This window comes from Sphingobacterium nematocida (genome assembly GCF_900168125.1).
GTDB classification, from domain to species: domain Bacteria; phylum Bacteroidota; class Bacteroidia; order Sphingobacteriales; family Sphingobacteriaceae; genus Sphingobacterium; species Sphingobacterium nematocida.
Genome location: NZ_FUZF01000001.1, coordinates 485,397 through 506,650, shown reverse-complemented (window position 1 = coordinate 506,650; position 21,254 = coordinate 485,397). Strand labels below are relative to the sequence as shown.

At 41.6% G+C, this 21,254-nt stretch carries 20 protein-coding genes and 1 riboswitch; of the genes, 9 read left to right on the top strand and 11 right to left on the bottom strand.

Features of this window, described 5'->3' with window-relative positions; translation table 11 throughout:
• Nucleotides 1-94 precede the first annotated feature (94 nt).
• A complete protein-coding gene (locus B5X76_RS02150; protein WP_079640785.1) occupies nt 95-658 on the bottom strand; it encodes an outer membrane beta-barrel protein in 564 nt (187 codons plus the stop codon).
• A gap of 80 nt (nt 659-738) precedes the next feature.
• Nucleotides 739-1,506 carry a lysophospholipid acyltransferase family protein gene (locus B5X76_RS02145; RefSeq protein ID WP_176140968.1) on the bottom strand — a complete coding sequence of 256 codons (768 nt, stop codon included), beginning with the start codon at nt 1,504-1,506 and terminating at the stop codon, nt 739-741.
• A gap of 284 nt (nt 1,507-1,790) precedes the next feature.
• Here B5X76_RS02145 and B5X76_RS02140 point away from each other — a divergent pair, with 284 nt between their 5' ends.
• From B5X76_RS02140 to B5X76_RS02115, 6 genes are all read left to right on the top strand, one after another.
• Nucleotides 1,791-2,324 carry an RNA polymerase sigma-70 factor gene (locus B5X76_RS02140; protein WP_079640783.1) on the top strand — a complete coding sequence of 178 codons (534 nt, stop codon included), beginning with the start codon at nt 1,791-1,793 and terminating at the stop codon, nt 2,322-2,324.
• The gene (locus B5X76_RS02135) at nt 2,321-3,289 is read left to right on the top strand and encodes a FecR domain-containing protein (RefSeq protein WP_079640782.1); all 969 of its coding nucleotides are present in this window, start codon (nt 2,321-2,323) and stop codon (nt 3,287-3,289) included. Before B5X76_RS02140 ends, B5X76_RS02135 begins: the two co-directional genes overlap by 4 nt.
• Nucleotides 3,267-5,108, top strand: coding sequence for a peptidase associated/transthyretin-like domain-containing protein (locus B5X76_RS02130; protein ID WP_079640781.1), 1,842 nt, complete (start codon nt 3,267-3,269; stop codon nt 5,106-5,108). The genes B5X76_RS02135 and B5X76_RS02130 overlap by 23 nt, the downstream gene beginning before the upstream one ends.
• 152 nt (nt 5,109-5,260) lie before the next feature.
• Nucleotides 5,261-6,148 (top strand): methylisocitrate lyase, encoded by an 888-nt coding sequence (prpB, locus tag B5X76_RS02125; RefSeq protein WP_079640828.1) that lies wholly within the window; start codon nt 5,261-5,263, stop codon nt 6,146-6,148.
• Nucleotides 6,141-7,292: a bifunctional 2-methylcitrate synthase/citrate synthase gene (gene prpC / locus B5X76_RS02120; protein ID WP_079640780.1), complete on the top strand. Its 1,152-nt coding sequence runs from the start codon at nt 6,141-6,143 to the stop codon at nt 7,290-7,292. Before prpB ends, prpC begins: the two co-directional genes overlap by 8 nt.
• A 36-nt stretch (nt 7,293-7,328) precedes the next feature.
• Entirely contained in the window at nt 7,329-8,780 is a 1,452-nt protein-coding gene (locus B5X76_RS02115) for a bifunctional 2-methylcitrate dehydratase/aconitate hydratase (RefSeq protein ID WP_079640779.1), read from the top strand.
• A gap of 567 nt (nt 8,781-9,347) precedes the next feature.
• Here B5X76_RS02115 and B5X76_RS02110 read toward each other — a convergent pair.
• Entirely contained in the window at nt 9,348-10,547 is a 1,200-nt protein-coding gene (locus tag B5X76_RS02110; protein WP_079640778.1) for a 3-hydroxyacyl-CoA dehydrogenase family protein, read from the bottom strand.
• Nucleotides 10,513-11,685, bottom strand: a complete 1,173-nt coding sequence (locus B5X76_RS02105; protein ID WP_079640777.1) for an acyl-CoA dehydrogenase family protein — start codon at nt 11,683-11,685, stop codon at nt 10,513-10,515. The genes B5X76_RS02110 and B5X76_RS02105 overlap by 35 nt, the downstream gene beginning before the upstream one ends.
• Nucleotides 11,686-11,903: 218 nt before the next feature.
• On the opposite strand from B5X76_RS02105, the gene B5X76_RS02100 reads away from it, so the two are divergent.
• Complete coding sequence (locus B5X76_RS02100; RefSeq protein ID WP_079640776.1) at nt 11,904-13,082, top strand: thiolase family protein; 1,179 nt, start codon at nt 11,904-11,906, stop codon at nt 13,080-13,082.
• Nucleotides 13,083-13,246: 164 nt separating this feature from the next.
• Here B5X76_RS02100 and tenA read toward each other — a convergent pair whose 3' ends face one another.
• Genes tenA through thiM form a run of 4 tightly spaced genes read right to left on the bottom strand, consistent with a single transcriptional unit; the run spans nt 13,247 to nt 16,163 of the window.
• Entirely contained in the window at nt 13,247-13,903 is a 657-nt protein-coding gene (gene tenA / locus B5X76_RS02095; RefSeq protein ID WP_079640775.1) for a thiaminase II, read from the bottom strand.
• Nucleotides 13,890-14,726, bottom strand: a complete 837-nt coding sequence (thiD, locus tag B5X76_RS02090) for a bifunctional hydroxymethylpyrimidine kinase/phosphomethylpyrimidine kinase (protein WP_079640774.1) — start codon at nt 14,724-14,726, stop codon at nt 13,890-13,892. Before thiD ends, tenA begins: the two co-directional genes overlap by 14 nt.
• Complete coding sequence (thiE, locus tag B5X76_RS02085) at nt 14,726-15,370, bottom strand: thiamine phosphate synthase (RefSeq protein WP_079640773.1); 645 nt, start codon at nt 15,368-15,370, stop codon at nt 14,726-14,728. Before thiE ends, thiD begins: the two co-directional genes overlap by 1 nt.
• Nucleotides 15,354-16,163 carry a hydroxyethylthiazole kinase gene (gene thiM / locus B5X76_RS02080; protein ID WP_079640772.1) on the bottom strand — a complete coding sequence of 270 codons (810 nt, stop codon included), beginning with the start codon at nt 16,161-16,163 and terminating at the stop codon, nt 15,354-15,356. Before thiM ends, thiE begins: the two co-directional genes overlap by 17 nt.
• 75 nt (nt 16,164-16,238) lie before the next feature.
• A riboswitch (TPP riboswitch) is annotated at nt 16,239-16,333 on the bottom strand.
• A gap of 317 nt (nt 16,334-16,650) precedes the next feature.
• Between thiM and B5X76_RS02070 the strand changes: the two genes are divergently transcribed.
• Nucleotides 16,651-17,148 (top strand): lipocalin-like domain-containing protein, encoded by a 498-nt coding sequence (locus B5X76_RS02070; RefSeq protein ID WP_079640770.1) that lies wholly within the window; start codon nt 16,651-16,653, stop codon nt 17,146-17,148.
• Between the two features lie 13 nt (nt 17,149-17,161).
• A complete protein-coding gene (locus B5X76_RS02065; RefSeq protein WP_079640769.1) occupies nt 17,162-17,731 on the top strand; it encodes a hypothetical protein in 570 nt (189 codons plus the stop codon).
• 3 nt (nt 17,732-17,734) lie between these two features.
• On the opposite strand, the gene B5X76_RS02060 is transcribed toward B5X76_RS02065, so the two are convergent.
• The 3 genes from B5X76_RS02060 to B5X76_RS02050 all read right to left on the bottom strand — a co-directional run bounded on the left by B5X76_RS02060 (nt 17,735) and on the right by B5X76_RS02050 (nt 21,149).
• A complete protein-coding gene (locus B5X76_RS02060) occupies nt 17,735-17,932 on the bottom strand; it encodes a hypothetical protein (RefSeq protein ID WP_079640768.1) in 198 nt (65 codons plus the stop codon).
• 330 nt (nt 17,933-18,262) lie between these two features.
• Complete coding sequence (locus B5X76_RS02055) at nt 18,263-18,892, bottom strand: response regulator transcription factor (protein ID WP_079640767.1); 630 nt, start codon at nt 18,890-18,892, stop codon at nt 18,263-18,265.
• On the bottom strand, nt 18,885-21,149 hold the full coding sequence (locus B5X76_RS02050; RefSeq protein WP_079640766.1) for an ATP-binding protein: 2,265 nt from the start codon (nt 21,147-21,149) through the stop codon (nt 18,885-18,887). The genes B5X76_RS02055 and B5X76_RS02050 overlap by 8 nt, the downstream gene beginning before the upstream one ends.
• Nucleotides 21,150-21,254 lie beyond the last annotated feature (105 nt).

The window sequence follows — 21,254 nt, the reverse complement described above, 5'->3', positions numbered from 1 at the left end:
ATACCTGAGTTTAATTTAACACAGGTAAAGTTTGGAAAAAAAAATGAGACTTCTTAATACAAAAGGGAGGCGTTAATATCGCCTCCCTTTTGTATTAAAATCTATAACCAACAGATAGACCTAGGAATCTGTTTTTGGCGTCAAGCTCTTTGCTCAGCTTGTTGATGCCGTGGTTGTATTTCAGATCGATGGAAAATTGCTTGATATCGGTGCCGATATTGATTAACCCATCGTAGGTTACTGTATTGAAATTATTGGTATATGCCTTGTTTTTCTTTAACTGATAGTTTAGCTGTGCTCCGATGGCTGTTCGCAACGTGAGCTTGTCTGATTCTATCACACGATATCCAAGTTGGATAGGCAAGTTCAACTGATAGAATTTTGGCGTGTATTTGGTATTGTTGATACTGTAAGCATATTTGTAGAAAGACATTCCTAAATCTGCCTGACCATAGAGACGTTCTTTAGTGCGTACAAATGCGCCTGCTTCGAAACCGAATTTTGAATCAGAAGTTTTCACTATGTCTGCTCCAAAAGATGGCATATGATACTGGCCACCGAATTTGATGCCAAAGTCAACCTCTTGTGCTTTAGTTTCCTGATTAAGACCGAATCCCATTGCTGCTAAAAGCAGACCGTACGTTAATTGTTTTTTCATTGTTATTGTTTTAATATATTTTTGTAGTTTCTTTATTAATATGATAGTCTAACTAAAGTATACCCTTAACTTTTTTATATTTATTTCCATCGCTTGTGAGACCATAACCACCAGGTGGGGTCTTGAAGGATACTGCTTTCCAGTTTTCGGGTAAAAGATCGGGTAATTTGTCCTACCGTGCTTTTGGCAGCATGCGTGGAGATTGGATGCAGATAGGCTTTCCATTTGTAAGTGTCTATAGGGCGGAGTTCTATATAAGCGACATAGGCATCGATCCGACGGGCTATTCGTTCTGGCCCCATAAACATATGAGTAGACTGGCTTAAGAAATCGATTTCCAAGCCATTTCCTTTTCCGGGAAACTGATCCGCGATGAATAACGTTATGGCGGGAGAGGAACGGGAGCCAAGAAGTTTTTTTGCAGCCTGATCGGCAGGGAGGAGTTGTACTCCATATTGCTGACGCCTGTTTAGCAATAATCGGTTGATCCACTTGTTTTTTACCGGCTTATAGAGCGATTGTATTGGGATATCTAGGTGTAATGGAAGTTTACCTAAGATTTCCCAATTGCCATAATGGCCCAGCATCAAAATGATATTCCGTTGCTGTTGGTGGATCTGGTGCAGGGTACGGTACATTTCGGAACTAATAATCAATTGAGGGCGATTTGGAAATAATACTTCGAGTATTATGCGACTCATGTTTCGATAAAAACGTTGGTATTGATACGATAACTCGCTGTATTTGCTCAGAGGCAAAGAACGAGCTAGATTCTGAGTGACCACTTCGCTCCGGTATCGAAATACCTTGCCTATGAGAAATCCTGAAAAATTATATATTTTGTTCATGGTTGATTTAGTCTTCGGTATGTTCATGTACTAATCGGATTAAAGTCATAAGGACGTAACTAACGATTGCTGTCAGCAAGAGAGGAATCATGAATAACAAGAGTAGTAGCATAACATTACTTTTTATAGTTTTGACAACTAAAAGTGATTATACCCTTGCTTTTAATTTAGGACTAGTTTCTTTCTTTTAAAGAATGATAAAAAAGAAAAAAAATATAAGGGTATAGCGCGATAGAACTGTCTTGTTAGTATAAATGACAGTTAATGGTTAATTAATTAAATGTATGTCTTTGCAAAAAGAAACAAATTTTGAACAGGTATTTAGGGAGCACTTTAAAGCTTTGCATGGTTATGCCTACAAGATTCTTGATGATTCGGACACGGCAGAAGAGGCTGTACAGCAAGTTTTCTTGCGATTTTGGGAGCGAGATTGGGAGAATGTAATCCATACCTCAGTTAAATCATATCTGTATAAATCGGTTTATTACGAATGTCTGAATGTTATAAAAAGAGGACACTTAAAGCAGCGCTATGCGACCCACCAACAGCAGCACGGAAATGTAGAAACCTATATCGATGGGGCTGACAAGGAGTTGAAGAATCAATTGCATGTGGCGCTGTCCAAGTTGCCCGAAAAGAGTAGGGTCGTATTTGAGATGAGTCGTTTTCAGGAATTGAAGTACCATGAGATTGCAGCGGTTTTGGAGCTGTCGCTAAAAACAGTAGAGGGGCACATGACGAAAGCTCTCCGGCATCTACGTATTCATCTAGCAGATTATTTGAATATCATTGTCATTTTGTTAATCAATGGATTATGAATAAGGAACATTTAGTAAAGTATATAACGGGGGATTTGAATAAAGAACAGCGATCGGCTGTTGAAGCTTGGATTAAAGAGGATTCTAACCACCAAAAAGAGTTTACAGATATGAAAAAGATATGGGAGTGGAGTGGTAGCTCAAATGTTAGTCCTGAGGTGGATGTGGATCGAGCTTGGTCAGATTTTGTAAAACTTAGAGACCAGGCTAGGAATAATGTCGTGAAACTGAAAAAAGCAAAAAGACGTAATCTCGGTTACTCGTGGGGGCTTGGTGCAGCAGTTATTGTTTTGTTTTTATCTTCCTGGGCCGTGCTGCGATGGACACTGTCAGCAGATTTGTCCCTTAGTTCAGATCATACACTTCAGCAAGCTAGTCTTCCAGATGGTAGTAGGGTGTACCTCAACAAGCTAACCGTATTGGATTACAAGAAGGATTGGTTGGATAAGGAACGTAAAGTAAGATTGTCGAAAGGGGAGGTTTTCTTTGATGTAAAAAAAGATACAACCCAACCTTTTGTCATTCAGAGTGGTAAGAGTACGATTACGGTGTTAGGCACCAGTTTTCATGTAAGAAGATCAGATGACGAGACAGAAGTGATTGTTTCGACAGGTTCGGTACAAGTCGATCATGGGTTAAATAGTGTACGGTTACGCCCAAATGAAAGAGTTGTAATCAAAGACACACTATGTACTAAGCCTAAGGTAGATATTGTGCCTGATCAGTTGTACAAATACTATCTCCACCAAGAATTTATTTTTGAAAATACACCGTTAAATAGGGTTTTTGAAGTGTTGGGGAAGGCATTTGATAAAAAATTCGTGTTGGTCAACGAAAGTAATAAAGCTTTGAGGTACACTGCCACGTTCGAAAAGCAGACACTGAATGAGATGTTGGATGTGATACTGAAGACTTTTGAATTGAAAATAGAAAAAAAAGGAAATGTATATTATATTAAAGGATAACTATATTATGTGCCAGTTTATTAGGAGTGTCAAGTTGATCATCTATTTTATATCGAGGACGAAGCTTTTTATTACTTTTTCTATCTTGGTTTTGATACAACTTTCTGCCTATTCCCAGGCAAAGCTAGCCCGGAAGATACAGGTTCCTCCCTATGAAAAAATAACAGTAGGACAATTTATGGAAGAATTGAGACAGGATGAGGGGCTGTTGTTTTCGTATAATAGTCAACTGTTAAATCCAGATAGTGTGATTTCGGCTAAAGCATACGAAGGCATATTGATTGATTATTTGGAATCCGTTTTGGGACAACGGTATTCATTTAAAGAAACAGCTACCCACATTATTATCAATCGCTCGGACTGGCGTATGGTGGTGGATCAAGTCGATATAGATCATAAGCAAAACCATAAAACCATGATTTCGGGGTATGTGAGGGATCTTCGCAGTAACAGGCCCCTGTCTTTTGCCAGTGTTTACGACAAAGAAACTTACTTGAATGCAACGCTTACCGATAGAGATGGATTCTTTGAACTAGATGTTAAAAGACCAGATAACAGAGTCGTTATTGGCCTTAATAAAGAGAACTACAGAGATACGACACTTATTTTGTTGTTGCCGATCGATGTAGCAAAAAAATATAAAATGAAAAAGGAGGGGTATTATGTGTTGGTCGACTCTAATCGGAATATTTATAGAACGTTTTTAGGTGCGGCTTTTACCAATACATCTCAACGTATACAGAGTGCAAATCTCGGCGGTTTTTTTATCTATAGTCCGTATCAGATGTCATTGACTCCGGGGTTAAGTACACACGGTTTTTTCAATTCTCAGATTGTGAATAAAGTGTCCATCAATATACTTGGTGGCGCGACGGCAGGTGTGGATGGAGTAGAGTTTGCTGGTGTTTTTAATTTAAACCAATATAAGGTTAAGGGACTGCAAATGGCTGGGGGGGTAAATGTTGTCGGAGGAGATGTATCTGGCGTCCAGATGGGGGGCGTAGGCAACGTCGTGTTGCGGAATCTAAACGGTGTGCAACTCGCTGGCGGTTGGAATAAGGTAGATACCGTAAGGGGAATACAGTTGGCAGGTGTTATGAACATGGGAGTCGAGGCTAGAGGAGGGCAGATTGCAGGGGGTATAAATTATATAAAAGACACGGTACAATATCAGCTTGCCGGTGTGATGAATAGGGCAAACGAGGCGATTGGAATACAAATGGCAGGTGGAATTAATATCGCGCATAAATCTGTTGGTAATCAAGTAGCAGGCGTGATGAATATTGCAAAGAAAGTGAGGGGGATACAGTTGGCTTCCTTAATTAATATTGCAGATAGTAGTGACTATCCGATAGCAATCTTCAATTGGATAAAGAATGGACAGAAGCAACTTGCTTTGACTGTTGATGAGAGTGGTTATCTGGGGATGAGCTTTAAGTCCGGTGGGAGGGTTTTGTACAGTATTTTAGGTGCAGGGACTTATCTTGATCATGATGTTTTTAAGTATGCAGTAGATGTCGGTCTAGGTGCTAATCTGATGGAAAAGAATAAGTTTGTGTTATCTGCTGAATTAACTCAAAGAATGCATATGGACAAGGAATTGAGATGGAAGGACGCCTCTCGTACCTCATTACAAGTTATTCCATCGTTGCTACTATCCTCACATATCCGTGTTTACATAGCACCATCTATAAATTATTCGCAGGCGGCTGAGGTTTCAGACCAAGATGCAAAACCTGTCTGGAATCTGTGGAAAAGTAATACGAATAATAATACATTTCATGGTGGACTTGCAGCGGGTCTAGTCTATCAGTTTTAAATATAAATAAAGCCTAATCGTTTGGTATTGATTAAATTAAATTCGTATCTTATCCTTTGAATAAGTAATCCCTGTAGTAGTAGGGTGTTTGCGAATTAAAGACTATACGCTGGTAACTGATGCTGGCGTATAGTTATTCAATATCCAATTATATGATAAACTCCCCTGGGCTTCTTTTTAGAGAAGCTATTGAAAAGGAAAAACCTTTACAAGTGGTCGGTGCTATAAATGCCAATCACGCATTACTTGCCCAACAAGAAGGATTTCAAGCTATTTATTTATCTGGAGGTGGTGTAGCTGCTGGTTCATTGGGTATACCCGATTTAGGAATAACCAATTTACAGGATGTTCTTATTGACGTAGACCGAATTACAAATGTCTGTAATCTACCGTTAATGGTAGATATAGATACCGGTTTTGGCCCTTCTGCATTTAATGTAGCGCGTACTATCAAGTCGCTTATTAAAGTCGGAGCTGCGGCGGTGCATATGGAGGACCAAGTCGGGGCCAAACGATGCGGCCATAGACCAGGCAAAGAATTGGTCTCTCTGTCTGAGATGGTCGACCGTATCAAAGCTGCTGTAGATGCCCGGACGGATGATAAGTTCGTAATCGGCGCCCGTACAGATGCTATAGCTTCCGAAGGGATAGACGGTGCTATAGAAAGAGCAATGGCCTATAAGGAAGCCGGCGCAGATTTTATTTTCGCCGAGGCGGTAACCCGCCTGTCCGATTATACAGCATTTGCACAGCGTACAGGGCTTCCCATATTAGCCAATATAACGGAATTTGGACAGACTCCCTTGTTTACTGTTGAAGAATTGCGAAATGCAGAAGTCTCTATCGTTTTATACCCACTATCTGCATTTAGAGCTGCAAATAAAGCTGCTGAGCAGGTGTATGCCCATATTCGTCAGGACGGAAGTCAGGCTGCTGTCTTGGAGCATATGCAGACAAGAGAAGAGCTATACCGTAGTATAGATTATTATGCCTACGAGAACCGATTAGATAACCTTTTTAAAACGAAGCACGATGAATGAGACTAACGAAATAGGATTTAAGCCTAAAAAGAGTGTGGCATTATCTGGTGTGCCCGCTGGAAATACAGCGTTGAGCACGGTGGGTAAGAGTGGGAATGATCTGCATTATAGGGGATATGATATACTCGAACTAGCTGATCGTGCAACATTTGAAGAGGTTGCTTATCTGCTGATATATGGTGCTCTACCTACTCAGGCACAGTTGAATACTTATCAGACACAATTATTAAGTCAACGGGGCTTGCCCATCGCTATACAGAAGGTATTGAAACAATTGCCCACAACAGCGCATCCTATGGATGTGCTGCGTACTTACGTTTCGGTATTTGGAAGCTTACAGCCCGAAAAGGAGAGCCATCCTTTGGCTGGAGCACGAGATATAGCTAATAGACTGATGTCTTCCATGGGATCAGCTTTGTTGTATTGGCACCATTTTAGTCAAAATGGGCGAGAGATTGCTGTAGAAACGGATGATGCAACGTTGGGCGGACATTTTCTACATTTATTACACGGGACTGTACCTCCTGATTCTTGGGTGCGCGCCATGCAGATTTCGCTGAATCTTTATGCGGAACATGAATTTAATGCATCTACCTTTACAGCACGCGTGATTGCTGGGACAGGATCGGATATGTATTCCTGCATAGCAGGTGCTATAGGGGCTCTGCGGGGGCCAAAACACGGTGGAGCTAACGAAGTGGCTTTCGAAATACAGACCCGTTACGCTAATCCTGATGAAGCCGAAGCCGATATACGCAGAAGGCTGGCAAATAAAGAGGTGGTTATCGGTTTTGGGCATCCTGTGTATACGATTTCAGATCCGCGCAATGAGGTCATCAAGCGTGTAGCGCGAGAGTTATCCGAAGAAGCCGGAGACATGAATCTGTACTATATAGCCGAACGATTGGAAAAGGTGATGTGGGAGGAAAAACGAATGTTTCCTAATCTGGATTGGTATTCTGCTGTATCCTATCACCTGATGGGCATACCTACAGAGATGTTTACACCTTTGTTTGTGCTTTCTCGGATTACAGGTTGGTCTGCACATGTCTTCGAACAACGACAGGATGGCAAGATAATCCGTCCAAGTGCCAATTATGTGGGACCCGAAAACAGAGCTTTTGTTCCATTAAATCAACGCTAATTAAAACTATTTACTGTAAAACTAATATTTTAAGAAATGTCTTCAATACCATCAAATGAAAGACCTCAACCTGATCTAGTGTTGAGCGATATAGCCGATTATGTTTTAAATTTTAATATAGATAGCACGCTAGCACGTAAAACTGCTTTTTATTGTTTTTTGGATACTATCGGTTGTGGTTTTGAGGCACTCACTTATCCGGCTTGCACAAAATTGATGGGCCCCATTGTCGAGGGAAGCGTCGTACCTAATGGAGCAAAGGTACCTGGTACAAACTTTCAGCTGGATCCTATACAGGCTGCATTTAATATTGGTGCTATGATTCGCTGGTTGGACTTTAATGATACCTGGCTAGCTGCCGAATGGGGACATCCGTCTGACAACCTTGGAGGCATTTTAGCTGTTGCAGATTGGCTAAGCCGTACCGGCATAGCCAAGGGGCAAAAAGCACTTAAAATGGATATGGTCCTCGATGCTATGATTATGGCCCACGAAATTCAAGGAGTTTTGGCATTAGAGAATGCTTTTAATAAAGTGGGGCTGGATCACGTGATTTTGGTAAAGGTAGCCTCAACGGCTGTAGTAGGCCGACTTTTAGGGCTTAGTCGAGAGGAGTTGATCAATGCAGTGTCTTTGGCATTTGTCGATGGGCAGGCTTTGCGGACCTATAGGCATGCCCCGAATACCGGAAGTCGTAAATCCTGGGCTGCAGGTGATGCCACTTCTAGGGCTGTCCGTTTGGCATTGATCGCGAAAACAGGTGAAATGGGGTATCCTTCGGTACTATCTGCGCCTATATGGGGATTTTACGATGTCTTGTTTAAAGGTCAAGCTTTCGAATTTCAGCGGCCTTATGGATCTTATGTGATGGAGAACGTCCTTTTTAAGATTTCTTTTCCAGCCGAGTTTCACGCACAGACTGCCGTGGAATGTGCCATGCAGCTCTACCGAGAACTCATATCGCGAGGGAATACAGCTGAAGATATTGCGCATATTACTATACGTACACACGAAGCTGCTATCCGTATTATTGATAAAAAAGGGCCGCTATATAATCCTGCAGACCGGGATCATTGTATTCAATATATGGTGGCTATACCATTACTATTTGGACAGCTTACTGCAGAAGACTATGAAGATGCCGTGGCATTGGATTCCCGAATAGATGTATTAAGGGATAAAATAACCTGCATCGAGGACAAAAAATTTACTGTGGATTATCACAATCCGGAGAAGCGGGCGATTGCTAATGCTATTACGATTGTAATGAACGATGGTACAGTTCTGCCGGAGGTGCTCGTGGAATATCCTATAGGGCACCCAAGACGTAGAGAGGAGGGAATTCCGAAACTTATTGAAAAGTACAAGCGTAATCTGGCTCGCATTTTCTCCGAAAAGCAACAGCGGTTAATTTGCGAATCCACTTTGGATTACGATACGTTCGTCGCGATGGATGTCAATGATTTGGTAGACTTGATGATGAAGTAGGAGGCGGTAGATGATAAGCGCCATTGCAAATGAAATGAAGCAATCTCCTTGTTATAGGGGGGATTGCTTCGCTTCGTGCTATTTCGTTTGGAATGAATGGTTTACAGAGTGTGCTGTCATGCCGAGCGTAGTGGAGAGCCTGCTCCGGGTATCGGAGTATCTAGAAGCTATAATATTAATACTATACAGTTTGTAGACCTTCCGATGTATCGGAACAAGTACTCCGCAAGGTTCCCGAGGTAAACTCGGAACTCCGCGAGAGCCTGTTCCGCCTTTGCGGAATGACGTATACTGTCATGGGATCTCCTTAGTGTTTGTTAAAAAACTTACCTCTTGCAATGACGGATTTGTTAACTATCTCGTCATCCCGATTGCAGCATAGCGGAATAGAGGGATCTAAAAGCTATACATGACTTCAATATAGTCCATAGCCGTATTCGATTCCGTTGCACTCCACTCCCCGATTCTCGGGACACAGCAGGGTGACGTTAATTTTACGGTTATCAAGCATCATTATCTAGATAACATGTTCACTTGATAACTCGATAACACCTTCACATCTTAACCTCACTTCTGTAAAGATTCCGGAATGTCCCACTGTTCGCCTTTGTCGGCAAATTGTTCACATTCGCGGACGAACTGCGGTAATCCGACTTGGTCGATATGACCGAAGACACCTCCCGTACGCTGTGGGTATCCGATGCCGAGCATAGAGCCTGTATCTCCATCGCTCTTGTTGTCCAAAATGCCCTCTTCCAAGCAGCGATAACTATCGAGTGCCATTACGTGTAAGAGTCTTTTGGCGATTATCCCTTCCTCGATAGTAGGTGCGGTAAACGGTAATGCCGGATCTTTCCATAGTGTTTTTGATTCGCCGTAGGTGTAAAACCCTTTACCTGCTTTACGTCCCGATCGACCCTCTGATACCAAGGTGTTTATATAGCGGTAGGCCCGCTGTTGGCTGGCACTCAATGAGGGAAACTGATCATATACATGCAGCATTAGAGGAAGAGATATCTCATCTAATACCGCTAATGGACTGGCACCAAAACCCGCTTCCCGTGCTTTGGCTTCGATCTGCTCTGCAGGTATACCTTCCAGCAGCATCGTGATCGCTTCAAGTAGGTAGTTGAAAAAGACTCGGGAGGTATAGAAGCCGGGACCATCGTTGACAACAATAGCGGTTTTGCCTAGCTTGTGGGCCAACTGTCTTGCTTTCTCTACTGTCTGTGGGCTGGTTTCTCTGCCACGGATGATCTCCACCAGTTTCATGCGATCTACGGGCGAGAAAAAGTGTATACCAATGAAAGTAGCTGGATCCTGGCTTGACTTTGCCAATTCGCTGATAAGGAGGGATGTTGTATTGGATGCGAAAAAAGCTTCTGGATGAAGTCCCGATTGGGATGCTTGGATAACTGTTTTTTTAAGATCTAAATCTTCAAATACAGCTTCTATGATCATATCTAAATCATGAAATGTATCATAGTCACAAACCGGTTCGATATTGGCAAGGAGCTGTTTCATCTGCTCGTCGTGCATCTTTCCTTTTTCTATGAGTTTTAGACAAATTCGTTCGGAATAGAACTTGCCCTGTTGTGCCTGCTCGATAGTCATGTCTTTGAGCAAGACCTTGATGCCCGCTTTTGCCGCTTCAAAGGCAATTCCTGCTCCCATCATGCCTGCACCAATAATGCCTATTCGGGAAAAATTAAATGGGTCGTATAGCATAGCTTTATTTGTTTTCCTTTGGTTGGTATTGAATGTCATCGATCGCTATTTTGGCTATGATCTCGAGCATGATTTCGGACGTTCCGCCTATAATAGTGCCTACACGGACATCACGATATAGGCGGGCGATTTTGTAATCTTCGGTAAAACCGTAGCCGCCGAAAAGCTGTAGGCATTCGCTGACCACGCGTACGGCTAGTTCGCTGGCCTGTAGTTTGGCAATCGAACATTCTTTGACAGCGTACTCGCCCTGTTCCTGTAGGTCGCAACAGTGTTGAATAAAAGCTTTGGTAGTGGTGATATCGGCCACAAGTTGTGCAACACGGTGCCTTAACACTTGAAAGTCCTGTAGCTTTCTACCAAAAGCTTCTCGTTGACGCATATAGTCTAACGTGTAGTTTAGTGCCGATTCTGTAGTCGCTAAGCTGTGTATGGCTGCGGTAAGGCGTTCTAGTTGTAGTCCACCCATAAGGTATTTGAAGCCACTGCCTTCTTCTCCTATTAAGTGAGATACGGGCACCTTGACCTGATCGAAGCCCAGTTCGGCAGTGTCTGAGGCCAGCCAACCCATTTTGGTGATTTTATTGGCGGTAACTCCCGGACTGTTGCAATCTATAAGTAATAGGCTTATGCCTTTGTTTCCCTTTTCGGGATTAGTCTTTACGGCTGTTATAAAAAAATCGCCGTAGTAGCCATTGGTAATAAAAGTTTTGGAGCCATTTACAATGTAATAATCGCCCTCTTGGATTGCGGTAGTTTTGATTTGCTGTACATCAGATCCTGCACCCGGCTCGGTGATGGCAACTGCACTAACGAGGTCTCCGCTGATGACAGGGCGGAGGTATTTTTGCTTTAACTCTTCAGAGCCGTGTTTTAGCAAGTAAGGGGCCGACATGTACTGTATAACGAGCGCGGAAATGGTAAATCCGCCGGAAAAGCAATGCGACATTTCTTCGCAAAAAATCATAGAGAAATAGAAGTCTAGATTAAGGCCTCCGTATTCTTCGGGATAGTTTAGCCCCATGAAGCCCATGTCTCCCATTTTTTTCCATATCTGTCGATCTATCTGTCCTTGTTTTTCCCAAAGATCTACATGGGGAAGGATTTCTTTACGTATGAATGTACGTAGTGTTTCTCTAAATGTCTCGTGTTCTGCTGTCAAAATTGATGCACGCATATACGTTTAAGTTTACTGGTTATAGTTTCCCGTTCGTTTCTAGCAATTATTCGGGATATCTGCTAATTTAACCAAAAAGGTTTTGTATTTCATATTTATTTTGATATTAAATACTAAATTTGCTATCTATCACAGTGAGTGAAGTTTTTAGGGGTCTGTGATTTTTTATCGAACCCCAAGTTATAAACAGGTATATGATTACAAAATGCATTTAAATTATGGGAAGAAAAGTTTTTATAGTTGCTGCACAGCGAACCGCTATTGGCGGATTTGGTGGAGGGCTTTCGGGTTTGTCAGCCAGTCAACTGGGAGCAGAAGTTGTTGGGGCTATAGTTCGTGATACTGGTCTACAAGGAGGTGATGTGGATGAACTGTTGATGGGAAATGTACTTCAAGCAAATGTTGGGCAGGCACCCGCAAGACAGGTTGCTAAAAAAAGTGGCTTGCCAGATAATATCCCTGCTACGACAATCAATAAAGTATGTGCAAGCGGTATGAAAGCTGTTGCTTTGGCTACACAGGCCATTCGTTTGGGTGATGCGGATGTTATATTGGCGGGAGGAATGGAAAGTATGAGCCAAGTGCCTTATTATGCTGTGTCTACCAGATGGGGGGCCAAGTATGGCGATCAGACATTGGTAGATGGTCTTCAGAAAGATGGGCTTTCTGATGCGTATAGTCAGGACGCAATGGGAGTATTTGCTGAACTGTGTGCCGATAAATATGAAATAAGCCGAGAGCAACAAGATGCCTATGCTATATCTTCCTATAAACGTAGTCAAGAAGCTTGGGAAGCAGGTAAATTTGAGAACGAAGTGGTACCCGTGACCGTACATACGCGCAAGGGGGAACAAGTAATTAGCCGGGATGAAGAGTTTAATCAGGTTAACTACGATAAAATACCAGCACTGAGACCTGCTTTTAAAAAAGACGGTACTGTCACTGCGGCCAATGCCTCAACTATCAGTGATGGTGCAGCGGTTTTGATGTTGATGAGTGAAGAGAAAATGTTGGAGCTGGGACTGATACCTTTAGCTGAAATTATTGCCTACGCTGATGCGGAGCAATCTCCAGAGTGGTTTACCACGACGCCGAGCATAGCGACAGAGAAGGTGTTGAAGAAGGCTGGACTTTCAATCGATGATATCGATTTCTTTGAGTTTAATGAAGCATTTTCTGTAGTAGCACTCGCTAATGCGAAGATCCTAAATTTAGATCTTAATAAAGTAAACGTTTATGGAGGTGCTGTTTCTTTAGGGCATCCGCTAGGTTGTTCGGGAGCCCGTATTCTAGTGACCTTAACTAGCGTATTGGCTCAAGAAGGCGGAACTTACGGATTGGCAGCAATCTGTAACGGCGGTGGTGGTGCCTCTGCTATGGTATTAAAACGTGTTTAGAGCTATAGTGTTGAATAAAAAGTTTTTTTATTGAGCTGAAAACGCGTTTTGTGAGGAGTTGAGTTTTTCTTAATTATCTAGGAAAGCGATGATAGCAAACGTCCTCCTGACCGTAGCGGAAAGCTCTACTGAGGTCTCCGCTACGGTCGATAGGACGGTATAGTTTACCAAGCGGTCTTGTTGTAGGCCGCTTCCCAAAACTTAAATTCCATTTGAGAGGCTTTGACATAGGCGTCCAGCATCTGCGCTCTGATGGCTTCGGTGGTGTTTTCTGCCATGGCATTCACATAGTTTTCTGCTTTTTGAACACCGATTGCAAATTCGGGACCGCTGTAGGTATCAATCCAGTTTTTGTATGGATTGGCCCGATTGGTCTGTGTGGCAATAATGTAGTCTCCTACTTCTTTATAAATCACAAAACAGGGGAGTACTGCTGCCATAGCGACTTCTAGCGGGTCGAATGCTGCTGTGCTTTTGAGGAAATGTACATAGTGATGGCATACGGGCTCGAGATCTGCCGCATCGCTGACTTCGTGGATACCAAATTGGGTAAAATAGCTTTCATGCAGAGCGCGTTCAACAATCAGTGCATTTTTGCCAAAATCGAAGAAGTCCAAGGCTTGATCATTGTCTGGAGTTTTGCTCCCTAGGTAAGCTAAAACACGACCGTAATGCTCGAGATAGCGGGCATCTTGCTGCATATAGAACTGAAATTTGTCTAAAGGGAGTGTGCCGTTTTTTAGTTCGTGTATAAAGGGCATCGCTAGGATATCGCTGTATAGTGGCTGTATGTGCTGCCAGGCGTGATTAGTCCATTTCATGTGATATTATTAATTTTTGAGGGTTGTGAAAATGATTGAGCGGCCCGCTACCCTGTCCTATAGACAGGTGTTGGCTGCCGAGTATGGCTTGATGTACGTAATCTAACGATAGGCCTACGGCAGTTTTTAAATCCTTTTTAAGAGCTAAATAGCTAGCGATGGCTGAAGAAAGAGTACAGCCTGATCCATGGGTGTTACGTGTCTCTATTTTTGTGGTGTCAAATTGGAACTCTTGGTCTCCGTACAATAGAATGGATGATAGATCTGTGCCAGGGAGATGTCCTCCTTTTACAAGAACGGCTTTTGGATGCATTTCTAAAAGCTTGGTACCAGCTGTGCGCATTTTTTGAAGACTGTCTACTTTTTCGTTTAGAAGCACAGCGACTTCATCGAGATTGGGCGTGATTAGCGTGGACAAAGGAAATAGATGGTCTACACAGGCTTGGATGGTATCCTGTTGTATGAGACGGTGGCCGCTGGTAGAAACCATGACAGGATCAAATACGATAGGACCATTGTAGTCTTTTAAGAAGTCGGCGATAAGCTCAACCAGCGCTGTGCTGTGTACCATCCCTATTTTGATTGCTGTAGGGGTGATGTCTTCAAAGATCGTTTCAAGCTGGTCTCTAATCGCTTGTGCTGGTATTTCATATATCTTCTTTACACCTTGTGTATTCTGTACGGGGAGAGCCGTGAGTACATTCATGGCATAGCAGCCCAAGGCTGAAATTGTCTTTGTGTCAGCTTGTATCCCCGCTCCGCCACTTCCGTCAAAACCGGCGATGGAGAGTACAGAAGCTACAGTGTATTTCTCTTGTTCCATTACAATAGATTGTTTTTGATTTTTTTCTTTAAGACTAATGCGACTTCTCTAGGATTGGTGCTGTGGCATATGGCAGATACGACAGCCATACTAGATGCTCCAGCCAGTTGTACTTCAGCGATGTTAGATTCGTTTATATTGCCAATTGCTATTAGGGGCAAAGCGGTTAATAACCGTAACTGTTGTATCCCCAAGATACCCCATTCAGTAATAGTATCTGTTTTCGTCTTTGTACGAAAAACAGGGCTCACACCGAGGTGTTGTACATGCTTTATTTCGGGAGAATCTAACTGTAGAAGAGATTCTATTGACCAACCTATATTTAGCCGAGTGCCATATCTTTCTTGAATTTGGCTAGGAGGCATATCATTTTGCCCGACGTGTACTCCCCATGCGTCTATAGACGTAGCGATTTCTACAGCATCGTTGATAACCAACGGGATTTGATAATGATCCGTTATTTCTTTTAGCGCCATCGCTTTTTTGAGAAACTCCCTGTGATCCGTTTTTTTTTCGCGCAGCTGTATGATATCTACTCCACCAAGAATTGCCTCCTCGGCTACCTTAAGCCATGGTAGGTGTATGCAGTCCTGCTCTGAAACTACCAGATAAAGTGGAAATGGAAAGTTAGTCTCTACGTCCATAACGTTGTATACTAAGTTCTCGTTGTAATGTAGGGGTGTCAAGGTTATAAAGAACGTCCAATAAGTACATTTGTAAGCTTCCAGGACCTTTAGCTGTTTTTGCTGCTAGTTCCCCTGCCAAACTTAATACAGCCACTCCAGCAATAGTTTCCTCAAGTGTGTCTTTGCGTAGGCCTAAAAATGCACCGATTAAGGCTGAAGATGTACAGCCCAATCCTGTGACTTTTGTCATCAGAATGTGGCCATTATGTATTTCAATAATTTCCTTTGATGAAACGATGTAATCTATTTCTCCAGAGATACATATAATGGATTTGTAGCTATCCTGAAGTTTGAGGGCGGCTTGAAGCGCACTTGAGCTAGGAGCCGTACTATCTACACCTTTTGTTGTCGCCAGGCTAAAGTCAGCTAGCGCTAATACCTCTGAGGCATTACCACGAATGACGGTTGGCTGTAGGCTTAAAAGGTGTTTGAGTGCGCCATTGCGGAGTGTTGAGATCCCAGCGCCTACAGGATCGAGGACCCAAGGGCATCCTATTGATGTTGCGTAAGAAGCAGCTTGATACATCGATTCTATCCAGGAAGCACTAAGTGTTCCTATATTTATGACTAAGGATCTGGATATTGCTAAGATATCTTTGATCTCGGCTGGACTGTGTGCCATAACTGGAGATGCACCTAATGCAAGTAGGGCATTAGCTGTATTGTTCATGACAACTAAGTTTGTGATGTTGTGAACTAGAGGGTTAAGTTTTTTTAGTTCTTCTAATTGTTTAATGATAGAATGTGACATGTGCAAGCCTTATTAAAATAAATAATCTAAAGACTTTAAAGGAGGGTGTGACAACAATACAGCTGTATTGTGCCTGGATAGGTTCTTGCTTTTCCCTACGACGGTACAAACCGTGTCAGGTTCAAAGGGTCTATCTCAGTCCATTACAAAGGACACCCCTAAAGCCAATGTAAAGATAGTCTTTTTTGAAAAGAGCGGAAACTAATCTCTGTCATATTGGCGTCAGTTAAGAATGAATAGAGGGCATCAAAATCCCCGGAAGCAGGGAGAGAGAAGATTACGGAAATTATTACTTTTGTCGCTATATGAAATATTCATATAGCAATGGTTGCACAAACACGAATGACCGTGAAGCAGCGTGCACATCATTTCGCAACACAAGCGTGCATAATATGGGTTGGATATTCCATCCGATAAACCGACGCAAGGAGCTCGTCGAAGACAATGGGAATAAGTTAATGGCCATTGAAGGTCAAATTATATACATATGAAATATTTAAGGACGATTTTTTTACTGATGGTGGTGTTTTATAGTGATGCAATCGCACAAGAAATAGACACGACTAAGTTAATAGGTGTGTGGAAGTTAGAACGGTCTGGTTTTATCGAAGAGAGGAGCGAAGTGATTAAGGACTTTAATCCTTGTCAGTTGTTAAGAAATTTTGTTTTCAAATTGGATAATACGGTGGATTACACATATTATGAGGGGGATCTAGATACTTGCTATGCCGCGGATGTGGAGACTTACAAATGGAGGTTGAACGGAGACACATTGGTGGTCGAGTCGAGAGGTTATTTTGGCTATTATTTGTTGAAAATGGAAAGGGAGAACGAGCTCAGAATACAGGGTATTGAAGCCGATAGGGTGCCAACGGGAGATCCGCTTGTGGATAAAATGTTGAATACAATACATTTTGATGTTTATCGTAAGCAATCGAAACCTGTTGGGTGTGAGTCGTGTCGGGTAGTTTTAATATTAAAGTAAGAAAGATTATAAAATGTGTATTAAAGGACTGTTTTTTTGTTTTGCTTTTATATGGACCTTAAGTGTTCTCAAAGCTCAAGAAGTCGATTTTAAGATCATACAGGATGGTAAAGTGGTATTGCCTAAGGGTGATAGGTATATACTGTCACCAAAAACCTTTTCATTCCAGATAAAGTCTGCTGGAGTAGAGGGGTTTTTGGTTGGGATAACGACAGACGAATATATTTATAAGTCTGCATTGGGAGATGCAGATCTGCAGGTAATGTGGTTTGATGAAACCGGAATGGCGGAGTCTTTATTTAATAATGATAAAGAAGTTTTTGTAAATGATGAAGCGCCTAGTTATTGGTATTTTACATCGACAGAAGACCATCGCTTTGATTTAGGTGCAGATGGGAGTGTTAGCTCCTGGGAAGCATTCCGAACGATCAATAGCTTTTATCATATTTCAACAGAGGAATCTGTCTCCGTTGAGAAAGTAAAAAAGCCCTTATATTTTTTCTTCTATCTTCCTGTCTATGATGAGGACTATAACCTAGTAGATCAGAAGTGCATATTTAAAGCTCAATTGAACTGGAAATAGACGCTATAATAACACAGCTTCTCGATTTTCTTTTGTTTGGCTATTGTGTCTTAATGGTAGCCCATTATGACACGTTACTTTTTTTTCTGCTGATACAAAATGCAGCGGGTTAATAGAAATCTCCTTCGAGGTAAGTATGTATTCTTCTTTGAATTTACCTGCTAATCTACTGTAAATAGTCAGTTTATAGTGTATCTTCATGATTGGCTTTTCTTTTGGTCTTTCTGTTAAGCAAAGGTGCAAAATACGTCGGTATTATACGTTTTTTGAAGAGGGTAGTAAACGGGTAGTATAACTTGTATTTAGAGTAGTTTGTTGTTTTTTGTTTGGTTAATGTGTTGATTTTTAGTGTTTTTAAATTAGTTCTTTACACGTTTATAGGGTGCCTGTTGTCCTGCTTTTGTCCCCTGTTGCATGTGCCAATAATTTTGGATTCAACCACTTTTCTCGGTTGTTTACGAAATATTAAGTATGGATCGACGAGCAGCATTGCAAACAAACTTTTCGTCGATCTCAAAAAAGCTTAATATCTTAAGCTCTAATCAGGCCATATTCGATAGCGAGTTTTATTGCAGAGCTAAGGTTTGATGTTTTAAATTTTTCAATTAGATTTTTGCGATGACTCTCTACCGTATGCGGACTAATAAACAACTTCTCCGCTATCTGAACGGTAGTAAGACCGATAGCAGCTTCAACTAAAATTTCTTTTTCGCGACGTGTAAGTTTGGGTACGCTACTAAGACCGTCCTTTGCTTTTTTGTCTACGACGGTTTTCGTTTGTGAACAACTGAATCGTTGTCCATGAAGTACAGTTTTTATTCCGTTTAGGATCTCATCAACGCCTGCGTTTTTTTGTATGTATCCTTGTGCACCCTCTTGAAAAGCTGTATTGATAACCGCATATTCATTGTGTACGCTTAAGATAATGATATACATTGAAGGAAATTCTGCACGTAAGGGTTTTATCAAATCTATTCCATTGCTATCGGAAAGGTTAATATCGAGTAGTAAGACATCTATTGGTGTCTCTTGTATACCTTGTTTTAAGATCTCAGCACTTTGATAGCAAGCTGTAATCTGAAGGTCTGGCTCTTGGGATAAAATATTTTTTAAGCCCTCTAATAATAAGGGATGGTCGTCTGCAATCGCTATTTTAATCATCTTTATTTTTTTTTGGAAATTCAAACTCTACACTAGTTCCGAGAGTGACACTTGATTGTATATGTAGATTACCACTCAGAAAGCGAACTCGAGAGTTAATATTGTGTAAACCTGCACTGTTGGTGTTTTTTATATTATCGATATCAAATCCTTTACCGTCGTCTTCCACGGTAACCATGTAGCGAAGTTCCTCTTCTACAATCTGAATAATGACTTGATGGGGAGAGGCGTGTTTAACGGCGTTGTTGACTAATTCCTGTATGACTCGATAGGTGATCAATTCCTGATCTTTATCCATAGGATTTCTGTAGTGTAAAAACTGCACATGGATTTCTGTCGAATCGTTGGACATGCGTGAAGCATAGTCTGTCAACGCTTCCTCCAAGCCATAGTTCTGCAACAGATCAGGCATCAGGTTATGTGCTACACGTCTCAATTCGTCTACTGCAATATCAATTTGTTCGATCGACTTTGATAATTGTCGTTTTGAAAAAACGTCCGATTGTTCACTGATATGAGATAAGTGTAATTTGGTTCCTGACAGTAAACCACCTAATCCATCATGGAGGTCTCTTGCTAAGCGACCTCGTTCTTGCTCCTGCCCATCAAGCATGGCCGTTAATGTAGCAATATTTGATCGTTGTCTCTCCTTTTCTAATTCTAAGCCGTGCAGTCTTTCCCGCTGTTTCATGTGCTTAGTACGTTGCCTATAGGCATAGAATAGGACGAGTAGGAGTATGAATGTCGCCGCAATTAGAATGGTGTAAAACCGATTTATTTTTTCTCTGTAAGAAAGTTCCTTTCTGTAATTTAAAGCTTCGCCGGCGCGAGTTTCACTTTCTAGTTTCGAAAGGCGTAATGCTTGTCGTTGTTGATCGGCTTCCATTCGGGATAGCTCCAACCGCTTTAAGTTGTTTTCCTCTCGGAGTCGAAGATTTTCAAGTTCCTGCCTTTGTTGTGTACCAAGAACCTGCATGAGTTGTAATTGTTGTTCCTTTTTCTCAGACTCCAGTTGCAGGTTTTTGACCTCCTGCATCTGCTTCTCTTTTTCATATTGGGCCTCGAGCCGCTTACTAAGTCCAAGTTTTTCCTTATTGTAAATCGACTCAAAGACTTCTCTATATAGTTTATAATAACGTAAGGCCTCTTTGTAGTCGCCATCACGCTCACATATATCACTAAGGTTCTCGTAAATACTTAATAATATATGTTGGTCAGTAACAGGTTCCTTATTAATCTCAGTTAGTGAAGCCAATAAATTAGATTTGGCTCTTGCGAAGTCCTGCTCTTGAATAGCGAGTTCAGCCTGTATACCGTATGCTGACGCAACATGATTATGTTGTCCTGTTTCCAGTCCTTTCGATTCGGCCAATTGTGCGTAGTACTGGACTTTCCCTTTGTAAGATTCTGGGTAGAAGCGTAAGTAGAGATTTGCCAGATTGTTGGCAACAAAAGACAGATTGGAAGCAATGGCAATGGTATGTTTATTTTTATTATAGAGGTCTATCGCTTGTAAATAATATTTTTCGGCTAAATTTCGGTGTTGCTGTATATGAGGATTCAGTATAAATTGCTGTTCATACATATAACCCATAGACATATAAGCTTCGAAAATAGCGCTAGCGTCTTTCTGTTTTACAGCAAGCTGTAGGGCCAAATTCCCATACTTCTCCTGTGACTCATATTCATTCCAATTAGCATATATAGAGGTTAGTTCTTTATATACCGAAGATTTTCGAGTATCGAGTGTAGGCGAGGGAGGAGCGGAATCAAAATATTGTAATGCCTGTAGAAAGTTACGTACGGCTTCGGCTTCTTTGTTGTTCCTTGTAGCTAACCAGCCTTCACCATATTTGACATAGCCTTTGGTTTCTAATTCGGTTGTCTTTTTTGCGTACAATTTGGCCTTACCAATATTATCCGCTGAAATAGAGGTGTTTTCAAGGATACGATTGTTTATGGCAAGAATTGTATATAGGTAGGCTGCATACTTACCGTCGGAGAGTTTAGATGCTAGTGATACATTTTCTTCTAGAAGAGCTATTGCTTCGTCTTGTTGGTTATTAAAGAAAAGTGCTTGGGCGTATTTTCCGGTTAGTTGAAATCGCTCTACACTAGCTTTTCCTGTTTTGTTGTATTCTTTTTTTAGCCGATTAAGCAGGTCTTGAGCCTGAACTATATTGAAGCAGAATAGATAGGCGATACCAAAGGCATATATAGTCCACCGAAGAAATTGCCCTAATAGCTTTTGTCCCATGCTAAAGTCGTCCCGATTTTGTGAAAATAAGTTAACGAATATAAAGCTTTCTGTTGAAATGGGGTAGAATCTCCACTATGCTATTTAATAAGAATAGCATAGTGG